The organism is Fodinibius sp., from assembly GCF_034521915.1.
Classification (GTDB): Bacteria; Bacteroidota; Rhodothermia; order Balneolales; family Balneolaceae; genus Fodinibius.
Genome location: NZ_JAXHLU010000016.1, coordinates 50,849 through 62,239, shown reverse-complemented (window position 1 = coordinate 62,239; position 11,391 = coordinate 50,849). Strand labels below are relative to the sequence as shown.

At 43.4% G+C, this 11,391-nt stretch carries 9 protein-coding genes; 6 read left to right on the top strand and 3 right to left on the bottom strand.

What is annotated here, in order from left to right; genetic code table 11:
* Positions 1-41 precede the first annotated feature (41 nt).
* From xseB to U5J89_RS11455, 5 genes are all read left to right on the top strand, one after another.
* Complete coding sequence (gene xseB / locus U5J89_RS11475; protein ID WP_322575772.1) at positions 42-260, top strand: exodeoxyribonuclease VII small subunit; 219 nt, start codon at positions 42-44, stop codon at positions 258-260.
* A gap of 6 nt (positions 261-266) precedes the next feature.
* A complete protein-coding gene (gene dxs / locus U5J89_RS11470; RefSeq protein ID WP_322575771.1) occupies positions 267-2,189 on the top strand; it encodes a 1-deoxy-D-xylulose-5-phosphate synthase in 1,923 nt (640 codons plus the stop codon).
* 810 nt (positions 2,190-2,999) lie between these two features.
* Positions 3,000-3,572, top strand: coding sequence for an RNA polymerase sigma factor (locus U5J89_RS11465; protein WP_322575770.1), 573 nt, complete (start codon positions 3,000-3,002; stop codon positions 3,570-3,572).
* On the top strand, positions 3,565-4,233 hold the full coding sequence (locus U5J89_RS11460) for a hypothetical protein (RefSeq protein ID WP_322575769.1): 669 nt from the start codon (positions 3,565-3,567) through the stop codon (positions 4,231-4,233). Before U5J89_RS11465 ends, U5J89_RS11460 begins: the two co-directional genes overlap by 8 nt.
* Positions 4,234-4,249: 16 nt before the next feature.
* Positions 4,250-5,443 carry a hypothetical protein gene (locus U5J89_RS11455; protein WP_322575768.1) on the top strand — a complete coding sequence of 398 codons (1,194 nt, stop codon included), beginning with the start codon at positions 4,250-4,252 and terminating at the stop codon, positions 5,441-5,443.
* 59 nt (positions 5,444-5,502) lie between these two features.
* Here the strand turns inward: U5J89_RS11455 and aat are convergent, their stop codons facing one another.
* The 3 genes from aat to U5J89_RS11440 form a co-directional block, all read right to left on the bottom strand.
* On the bottom strand, positions 5,503-6,096 hold the full coding sequence (gene aat / locus U5J89_RS11450) for a leucyl/phenylalanyl-tRNA--protein transferase (protein ID WP_322575767.1): 594 nt from the start codon (positions 6,094-6,096) through the stop codon (positions 5,503-5,505).
* On the bottom strand, positions 6,093-8,561 hold the full coding sequence (locus U5J89_RS11445; protein ID WP_322575766.1) for a zinc-dependent metalloprotease: 2,469 nt from the start codon (positions 8,559-8,561) through the stop codon (positions 6,093-6,095). Before U5J89_RS11445 ends, aat begins: the two co-directional genes overlap by 4 nt.
* Positions 8,562-8,899: 338 nt before the next feature.
* Positions 8,900-9,745: an enoyl-ACP reductase gene (locus U5J89_RS11440; protein WP_322575765.1), complete on the bottom strand. Its 846-nt coding sequence runs from the start codon at positions 9,743-9,745 to the stop codon at positions 8,900-8,902.
* Between the two features lie 223 nt (positions 9,746-9,968).
* On the opposite strand from U5J89_RS11440, the gene ffh reads away from it, so the two are divergent.
* Complete coding sequence (ffh, locus tag U5J89_RS11435; protein ID WP_322575764.1) at positions 9,969-11,324, top strand: signal recognition particle protein; 1,356 nt, start codon at positions 9,969-9,971, stop codon at positions 11,322-11,324.
* The last annotated feature ends 67 nt before the right edge of the window (positions 11,325-11,391 follow it).

Below are 11,391 nucleotides of genomic sequence, written 5' to 3'. Positions count from 1 at the left end.
ATGGTTTGAGTGAACATATATTTACTTTTTAGGCAATTTTTATGTCCAAAAAGGAACGACCAAGCTTCGAAGAGGCTTTACAAAGACTGGAAGACATCGTTAATCAACTTGAAGACGAGTCTATTTCACTGGAAAAGTCTATTGATCTCTACGAAGAAGGAATCAAACTATCCAAAATTTGCACAGAAACACTGGAAGAAGCAGAGCTTCGCATCAAGAAAGTAGCGGATCAACATGACGATGATAACGAAAAAGAATAACCAAGTATGGAATTTGAAAAAGTAACTCCTGGTCCTCTTTTAGCAGAGATTGATTCGCCTGATGACCTAAAAAAACTGGATCCAGAACAGCTTGTTGACGTATGTGATGAGCTCCGGGATTTTATTATTGATATCGTATCTATTCACGGTGGACACTTCGGAGCAAGCTTGGGTGTGGTAGAAATGACGGTTGCTCTTCATTATGTGTATGATACACCTAAAGATCTATTGCTTTGGGATGTAGGTCACCAAGCATATGGACACAAGATTCTAACCGGTCGGCGTGATAACTTCCATACCAACCGCAAATATGGCGGACTTTCGGGCTTTCCCAAACGGAGCGAAAGTAAATACGATACGTTTGGTGTAGGCCATTCAAGCACTTCTATCTCAGCGGGATTGGGTATGGCCGTTGCCCGAGACCTTGATCAATCCGATAAAAAGGTGGTTTCCGTTATTGGCGATGGAGCTATGACCGGCGGACTTGCCTACGAAGCTATGAACAATGCGGGCGTTATGAATTCCGATATCCTGGTCATCCTTAACGACAATAACATGTCGATCGACCCCAATGTGGGCGCAATGAAGGAGTACCTAACAGAAATCACCACCAGCAAAACATTTAATAAGCTGCGCGACGAGATTTACGATATGCTCGGTCATTTTAAATCGGCCGGCGAAAAGATGCGTAAGGTTGCATCAAAACTGGAAAAAGCCATTTCTACAGCTATCACGCCCGGAGGGCTTTTCCAGGCATTAGGTTTTAAATATTACGGACCTGTTGACGGACACAATGTGGATGCCATGCGTCGACATCTGGAAGACCTCAAAGATATTCCCGGACCAAAACTCTTGCATGCCGTCACGGTTAAAGGAAAAGGATTTGCACCCGCCGAACGCGAGCAGACAAAATGGCACGCGCAAAGTAGTCCATTCGATAAAATCACCGGCAAGCAGATCGATCCTGATACTACTACAAAGCCCCCAAAATACCAACATGTTTTTGGTGAGGCGATTGTTGAGCTTGCTGATGAAGACGAGGATATCGTAGGCATTACTCCGGCCATGCCCAGCGGATCGAGCTTATGGCCTCTCATGAATAAATATCCCGATCGTGCTTTTGATGTGGGAATAGCCGAGCAGCACTCTATAACTTTTGCAGCGGGCTTGGCAGCAGAAGGCAAAAAAGCTTTCGCTGCTATTTATTCCACTTTCCTACAGCGTGCCTATGACCAGGTAATTCATGATGTAGCCATTCAAAAGTTACCGGTTGTCTTTTGTATTGATCGAGCAGGATTAGTTGGTGCTGACGGACCTACACATCACGGTTTGTATGACATTTCGTATTTACGTAATGTCCCAAATATGATCGTTTCTTCTCCGATGAACGAAGAGGAGCTCCGCGATATGATGTACACGGCATCAAAATATGATGAATGCGCTTGGGCTATTCGCTACCCGCGTGGACGAGCAACCGGCATGGATTATCCCGAAGGCTTCAAATCAATGGATATTGGAAAAGGCCAGAAACTGCGTGATGGTGACGAGATCGCCATTCTCAGCTTTGGTCCTTTTGGCAACTACGTTATGGAAGCCGCTGATGATCTGGCTGAAGAAGGCATAAACGTGGGCCATTTTAACATGCGCTTTGCCAAACCGCTGGATACGGATCTAATTGATGAAATCTGTCACACTTACAAACGCATTATCACCATCGAAGACGGTACCAAGTTGGGCGGATTCGGAAGTGCTGTAGCCGAATACTTAGCTGACAAACCCCATCACATTCCTACTACTATCATGGGCGTTCCCGACCACATTGTGGAACATGGTACCCAGGAAGAACTCCAACACGAAGTTGGCCTTGATCCCGAGGGTATCAAAAAGAAGATCCGCGAAGTGCATGAAGCTGCATCATTAAAAGCTTAATGCTTATCACTCGTGGCACGAGTGAAAGGTAATCTCGATAAATTAGACTAAAATATCTTTTTTAACTTATTTGGATCTATTTCTTGATCCAGAAATTTTCTCAACAATTTTCTATTGCTTGGCAATTTCAATAGCTCCAAAGCCAATTCCCTATTACATAAAGTGCCATTACGTAATCCCAGATAATCTCTGGTAGAAGCAAACTTCCATTCTTCAATACTATTCGTGAATCCATGACTAATTGGGTTTCTATGGATATAATGAAAGCACGTCAAGGCATACTTCATTTCATCTACGAGTTTTGCTTTCGAATTTTGGCGAAATAAAGAGCCCGATCGGCCTTCTTGCTTATTAATACCTCTGGTATATGAGCTTAGAAAAATCCTGATATTTTCCGAAAAAGTAACCGACTTAAACTTTTTCTTAGGATATATTAGAAAGTGAAAATGATTCGGCATCAAGCAATAAGCCAGAATATCTACTTGAGGTAACAAGTATTTTCGAATCTTCCGAAGGAAGTAATAATAATTAGAAGTTTGGTAGAAAAATAGTTTCACTATTATTCCCCTGATTATAAAAATGATAAAGCTTATTAGCCCTTACTTTCATAAGAAGTTTTTAAAGTAAGATCTTTCTCTAAATAAAAACTTACAGATTATTTCGACAACTCATGCCACGACTCAGAGTCGCGGTATGAGTATTTTTAGTTTTTTAAAACTTTTTTGCTCTCTGCCTCGTCATTAAAATGTACGGTTCGTAACATGCTGTCGAAAGGCAGTCCTAAGTTGGTAACTCCCGGGAGTCTTTTAAATGACTGATGCACAACTAATACAAAATTTTCGAAATGGCGATATCGAGGCCTTTAACGCCCTCGTTAATCGATGGCAGAAACGCATTCATCGCTTTGCGTATCGTTACTTTTCTAGTCACGATGAGGCCACCGAAATTACCCAGAAGACGTTTATCAGGGCATACAAAAAACTAAACACCCTTGAAGATGCTGAAAAATTTTCATCGTGGATATATCGTATTGCCAACAATCTCTGTCTGGACGAAGCTAAGCGAGCTGGCAGAAGGCGGTCCGCTCCTATGGAGGCACTGCCTAACCATCTTGCCACAAAAGATTTTGCAGCTAACCCAGACCGGCAGGTTCAGCAAGAAGAACTCGAATCCATATTGCAACTGGCGCTTAATCAAATTCCGCCTGACCAACGCATTGTTGTAATCATGAAAGAATACCAAGGACTTAAATTTCGCGAAATCGCAGAAATCCTTGACGAATCAGAAAACACTGTGAAGTCACGCATGTACTACGGATTGACCAAACTAAGAACACTTTTTGACCAATGGAATATTGAACTGGAGGCATTACGCTATGAATGATCAACTGGCCCGATCGCTCTTTATGGATTATCTCTATGATGAGATTTCTGAAAGCGATAAAACAAAACTGAAAGCATATTTAGATAAAAATCCTGAATTAAAAGAAGAACTATCCAAGCTCGATCAAACACGTTCACTGCTACAGCAAATGCCGGAACCCGACCCTGCCCAACAACTGCTGGTGATGGAACCACATGAACGCTCGCTAACTCAGTGGTGGACCCAAGCAAAAAGTTTGCTTCCGCATTCCCTGCTTGGTAAAACGGTTTTTGCGGCCGCAGCGGGACTCATTTTATTCTTTTTCTTGGGATCTCTTGCCCAACTCCACATTGATACCTCAAATGACGGCGTTGCCCTAAGCCTGGGATATTCACCTACGGCCAACCAGGGGTTATCACAGGAGGAGGCGAACGCCCTTGTTGCTCAAATAAAAGAAGAAAATGCTGCAATGTTTGCTGATTATGCTGAGGCCATAAATCAACAAAACAAAGAACAACTACAACAGGTAATCACATATTTTGAGGAACAGCGCATGCAGGATTTGAAGCTAGTTAATCAAACACTAAACGAACTGCAAGAAAATACCAACTACCGCATCAATCGCACTAACGAATACCTGGGACAAGTGTTACAAACCGTCAGTTATCAAAACGAAAACTAAACCCGAGGAATAAATTATGAAAAACGTTTTAAAAACACTCTCAATAACGACGGTTCTGCTGCTAATAATCACCTTTCAACCCACAGCAGCCCAATCCGATATCGATACTAATCGGATGAACCGTGATATCAACATCATGGAAAATGTGCTGGAAGAACTGTTTAAAACAAGCTGGTCCGCACACGGCAACAATGTACAAGTTAACACCGGTTCTTTTTCATTTGGACGAGGTAACGATATCAACGGGACTTATCTGGCAGATTACGGCATTATTTTTACAATTCCCGGAGGACCTCCCGGTTTTGTAATGACCAGCGATGCTAAAGGCAAAGATTTTTCATTTAATTTTGAGTACGGTGATGAAACAAACGGGGAAGAAGTTACTGAAGAATCTATTACTAATAAGATTGTTGAATTTTTACGGGATTACGGTTCTACCATTGGACAACTTTCGGACAATCAAAAGGTAATGGTAATTTATAAAGCCAATCGTCCCCATCACGATTTCGCCATATTCCGTTCTCTTGATGAGGATTCAAAATTAAAGGAACAGGAAATTGCCACGATTTCAATCGTTGCTAACGCCGAGAATCTTAAAGCCTATCGGGCGGGAAATATCAATGAAGAGCAGTTTCGAAATCGACTGAACATCACATCTGTCGATGCTTCTGCTAATCAGGAAAAAGATCTAAAAGTAATGGCCAGCATCTTAAAAACTACCTTTGAAGATACCGACGAGGAAAATTTTGAGGTTAGAGGTCCAGTTAATTTTCTAAAACTGGACAATTTTGGCATTCTATTTTCTTTTGATGCGCGATACAGTAAACGGAATTTATGGGATTTTTCTGTTCTGAATAAAGAGATGGAGAAACTTCGTAACGATTTATCTAATCTAAAAGACAGTGTGAAAATAGAAAAAGTTGAAATTAAAAAGACCCTTGATAGCACTGACTTTGCAAAACAGAAAGACCACAATGCTAATTTACTTAAAGCCTATAATACATTTCTAAAGGATCTCAAATCAACTATAGTGGATTACGGTCGAACGTTGCGATCTGTTGAATCGAATCAGCAAATTTTGGTTACGGTCAACTTGCACAGTCGTCATGAAGACATTCCAGAACGCATTCATCTGCAAGTGTCAAAATCAGTTTTGGAAAACAGTAATCCAGAACAAGTATTGAATGAAATAAACGTGCGAGAATACTAATTCAGTTCAACAGTTATCAGTTAACAGAAAAATTGCTTTTCTGTTAACTGTTTAACTGATCACTGTATTTTAATCTTATCAAATTTAGCTTCCTTTTTAAAAGCCGACTTTAACCGTCTTTCATACTCCTCAGCTGATATTTCGATGCATCCAAACTGTGCAAGATGCTCCGTCCAAAACTGCGTATCCCAAAGCTCAAAGCCGCCCTGCTGCAGCGCTTGATGCGTCCAGTACAAAGCTACCTTTGAGGCTTCTTTGGCCCAGCCGAAAAGCGACTCTCCAAAAAAAGCTGCTCCCAGTGATACCCCATACTGACCGCCAACAAGCTCCCACTTATTATTATAAACACTTACCGAATGGGCATATCCCAACCCATGCAAACGACAGTAAGATTCAATAATCTCATGCGATATCCATGTGGAATCCCGGTCAGCACAGGCTTCCATAACCTGTCGAAAGTTGTAATCAAACTTAATATGATAGTGCTTATTACGAACGATCCGACGGACGTTCGAAGAAACATGGAAGTTATCAATCGGTATTATCCCGCGTCGGCTTGAAGTATACCATTTAGCATCCTCATCATCCCGCGAATCGGCCATCGGAAAAATACCGTTGGCATAGGCGTTGAGTAATTCGTTCGGTTCAATCATCTATGAAAACTACATTGCATAAATATTCCCTCACCACTGCCAATAGGTGACCCCGGCGGTGGATTTAGGGGCTTCGTTGGCATGAACATCTCACCTTTGTCCTTAAACTGCTGCAACGTTCGATATCCATATAATAGCGATGCAATTCGCTGTTCTTTTTCGGCTCGATTTTCCGCTTCAGCTCGCATCCATTCCCGAAGCGCTTCCAGCTTGAAGTTCGTCACAGCACGCACCTGTGATGAAGCTTCTTCATCAGCCGCCAAATTCATCATCTGGTACAGTGCTACATGATTAATTGCATTCTGTACAGCTCCCTGATATCCTTCCTTAACCGGCTGCTTCCACGTTCGCCGGATAATTTTCTCCAACATATCACCCAGCCCCAGATTCGAAGAATCACGTGCCTCGGCTTCAATTAGCCGGGCAGCGCGATTTCTATTTAACAGCAATTTCGCTGACATAGCAGCTGCGGTTTCAGCTGCACCTAAGGGATCAAAGGTTGGATCAGTATGACTATCAAAAAGTTCGCGTGAATCATAATAACCGATGGGACGCGGAGGAATCAGCTCTACAATACGTTCGGGCATCGTAAGTTTTTCTGCTGATAACGTTTCGAGCATGGCATCGAGTGCTTCGCGCTGGGTTGAATCAGGAATGAGTTCCGGTCCTGGCTGACCATCTCCACGAAGATTATAATTGTAATCCTGTCCGCCGATAAGTTTTACCGTCCCTTCGATCTGATAGCGATGATACAAATAGATAGGCACCAGTGCGTCTTCGAGCTCGGCCATAGGTGTACCTTGCGGAATATTCGACTCCGAAAAGTTCTGCAGGGCAATCTTCCTGACATCCATAATATGGTGGAGCTGATCCACTGCATCTTTACCATTGTCCCACAGATGAGCTTTTGGATGTGCTCCGCCTTCCGGCCGTGCATCCCTATCCGAGATGAATAGTAACCCCTCATCTATTGCATTTTTTATCACGTTATTTAATGCAACTTCTTTATCGGGCAAATTCGACACATCTTTATACCCATATTTAACAGCTACCTTATCCCATTCGCCGATACCGGTATCGTATGCGTTAGACAAATCCAGAGTACTGTCTTGTTTGATATTTACCTTAGGAGCAGGATAATCCATCACCGAAGCACGATCGTTCGTACTGGCAGCAAAGTTATGAGCTAAACCTATCGTGTGCCCTACTTCATGCGCCGAAAGCTGACGGATTCGCGCCAGCGCCATCTCCAGCATCGGATCGTCTTCTTTAAAATTTACTCCCTCTTCATATGGGGATAACAGTCCCTCGGCGATTAAATAATCCTGGCGCACGCGCAGCGAGCCCAATAGCACATGACCTTTAATTATTTCTCCAGTCCGAGGGTCTACCACTGATGTCCCATATGACCAGCCGCGCGTAGAGCGATGCACCCAATTGATCATATTATAACGTACGTCCATCGGATGAGCACTGTCGGGAAGCACTTCAACGCGAAACGCATCTTTATATCCTGCTGCCTCAAACGCTTCATTCCACCAGCGAGCGCCATCAAGCAGCGCACTGCGAACCGGCTCCGGCGTTCCCGGATCCAGATAATAGACAATTGGCTCTACCGGCTCACTCATCGCTGAATCCGGATACTTCTTTTTAAGTCGATGCTTCGTAATAAATCGTTTCGTAATAGGCTCTCCAATGGGCGTACTGTAATCCTGATAACTTATACCATAATATCCTGCCCTGGGATCAAATTTTCGGGGCTCAAAATCATCATCCGGTAACTTTACAAAGGAGTGGTGCTGTCGAACCGTAATCGCATCTGAAGTAGGCGTCACCGAACGTACTTGTCCACCGGGATTACTACCCGTAAAGGTAAGGGTCGCCTCAACCTCGGTATTTTCGGGGAAGTTCATCGTGGCCTCGCGATACAGCGCCGAGCGGCTTTTATCTACACTGAAACTGCCTTCGTTGCTCTGTTTCAATCGCTCACTCACCCCATGTGCATCACGGATCAAAAAATCTGTTGCATCAACGAGCACCGCACTCTCATTTTGAGCAGCAATTTCAAATCCCCATAACACTGACTGCGCAAAAGCATCGCGCACCGATTCTCTTTCTTTGGGATTATCCGTAATTGCCCGGTACGAATAATTTGGCTGCACCAACAGAACCTTGGGACCGCGACGCTCAAATTTTACGATGCGATCATCGCCCAGCTGATTGCGATCGAGTCCAATATCGTTTGAACCAACTCCTGCCGTAAGTGAATTGACGTAAAGAAACTCGGTATCAAATCGATCGATTTGCAACCAAATTTTTCCGGCCGACTCATCCCAATAATAGGTAAAGTAGCCTTCTTCCTGCTCCATTCCCTGTGTTTTTTCGCTGATGGACGGAAGATCTTGTGATATGGCCGTTGTTGCCATAATTAAAAATGCTGTAACTATGAGGATAAGTCGCTTCATCGGTGCACTGTTTTGTTATGAGTTTTTGAAACCGTTGGTAAGTAACTGGTTTTCTTAGAAAGATTAAAATCAGGATACAAGTCCTTTAAGATTAACAAGGTGTCCCACACTTCCAAAGTGTAGGACACCTAATAATCAATACCAATCACCTCAACTCCTCCTTTTCTTAAGGAGCGGATTATGTTACTATTACCAGAATTTATCCACGAGCAACAAGAATTCTCCCCTTATATAAGACGAGATGTAAGAGGGGTTAACAAAAAAATGCCCGGCACTTTGAAAGTGCCGGGCATCTCAATTAAATTTTTAAGATGAAAGCTCTAAAATAAGATTATTTACTACTCATCTCCTTTATCATCGGCATACATTTCTGCGAGATCGTTAATCATCTCTTCGTTGATTCCTGCCGTGACAAATCCACCATCATGATAGAGATTCTGCATGGTTACTTTGCGCGTTAAATCAGAAAAAAGCGTTACGCAGTAATCCGCACACTCATCTGCCGTAGGATTGCCCATTGGGGCTAACTTATCAGCAAAAGTGTACATCCCGTCAAATCCCTTAATCCCTTTTCCTGCAGAGGTTTTGGTCGGAGCCTGTGAAACCGTATTTACACGAATACCGCGATCGGCCAAGCGACTACCATAATTTCGAGCAATACTTTCAAGCAGGGCCTTGGCGTCATTCATATCACTATACTTGGAAAATATGCGATGCGCACCAATATATGAGAGCGCCACGATACTCCCTCCGTCGGCCAAAATATCAGCTTCATCTGCATAGCGAATGACCTTATGCAGCGAAATGGCTGAAATATCCATCGTCTGCTGCATCCACTGGTAGTTCAGTTCTTTGTAATCTTGTTTTTTGCGCACATTAGGTGACATCCCGATAGCGTGAAGCATGAAGTCGATTTGACCGTGCTGCTCTTTTACATTCTCCATCAGCTCTTCAATTTCATCTTCGTTGGTAACGTCACAAGGAAACACTTCCGATCCCGTTTCTTCGGCAAGCTCATCCAGATCACCAAAACGTAAGGCCACCGGCGCATTGGATAATGAGAATTCGGCCCCCTCTCGTTTACAGGCTAAAGCGATTCTCCACGCTATACTGCGCTCATCCAGTGCACCAAAAATCAATCCCTTCTTTCCCTTAAGCAGTCCATATCCTTGTTGATCAGCCATAAAAAAGTATCCTCAATTTCTTAAAATTCAACAGATTTCTGTCGGAAGATAATAAAAGAATCATAAAAACTATGATTACACATTTTCTCGAATCCTTGCCAATATTTATAACAAATAATTCTGTTGATAACACAAAAAAATGTCCTTATTTTGCGGGACTCTTATTCCCATGCTCTATTCGGGAATACATATATAGTTTTAAAGATTAGATAGTTAATAATTCATGTTTCAAGATCTCTCATCAAAATTAGATAGCGCCTTTCAGAAGCTGAAAGGCGAAGCTAAGATTACCGACGTCAATATTGCGGAGACGGTGAGAGAAATACGTCGCGCCCTGCTTGATGCCGATGTGAACTATGAGGTAGCCAAAGAGTTCACGAACAAGGTTAAAGAGCGCGCAATGGGCGAAGACGTGCTTAAGGCCGTCAATCCCGGGCAGCAGTTTACCAAAATTGTACACGATGAGCTAACCGATATCTTAGGTCAAGAGCGTGTGGATATCTCTGTTGCTCACACACCGCCCACGGTTATTTTGATTGCCGGCCTCCAGGGTTCCGGTAAAACAACCTTCAGCGCCAAGCTGGCTCGGTACTTGAAACAGGAAAACAATCGCAATCCTATTTTAGCAGCCGCCGACGTTTATCGTCCGGCTGCAATTGATCAGCTTAAAACACTGGCCAATCAAATTGACGTTCCCGTCTACTCGATTGACCAAAAGGACGCTGTTCGTGCTGCCAAGGAGGCCGTTTCAATGGCCAAAAGCCTGGCGCTTGATACTGTTATTATAGATACGGCCGGGCGCATGCACGTGGATGAGAAGATGATGAACGAAGTGGCTGAGATTAAAGAAGCTGTTGAGCCACATGAAACACTGTTCATCGTTGACTCCATGACGGGACAAGATGCAGTAAATACCGCAAAAGAATTTAACGAGGTCATCAATTACGATGGCGTAGTATTAACCAAGCTTGACGGTGATACCCGCGGCGGGGCGGCCCTTTCAATTAAGAAGGTGGTCCAAAAACCGATCAAGTTTGTAAGCACCGGCGAAAAGCTGGATGCACTTGCTCCCTTCTATCCCGAGCGAATGTCGAAACGTATTCTCGGTATGGGTGATGTGGTATCACTCGTGGAGAAAGCACAAAAAGAATTTGATGAAGAAGAAGCACAAAAGCTGCAGAAAAAGATTAAGTCTGATGAGTTTGATCTCGACGACTTTTACCAGCAGCTACAGCAAGTGAAAAGCATGGGTAACATTTCGGATCTCGTTGGAATGATTCCGGGAGCCGGCAAAGCCCTGCAAGAATCTGACAAAGAAATTGATGAAGATTCCTTCAAGCCCATTGAAGCCATTATTTGCTCAATGACCCCGGAAGAGAAACACAATCCGGATATTCTAAATGCCACACGAAAACGACGCATCGCCAAGGGATCCGGAACACGCGTTTCGGATATCAACGATCTGTTGAAGCAGTTTGAGCAGATGAAGAAGATGATGAAGTCGTTCTCCGGCATGGGCAAGATGGGTAAATTAATGCAAGGCATGAAGGGTATGAGAGGAAATTTACCATTTGGTTAACACCATTGATGCCGACTGTTTAGCCCAGTCCGGCATTTTTATAAAAATATATTGCGCAAGATTCCGA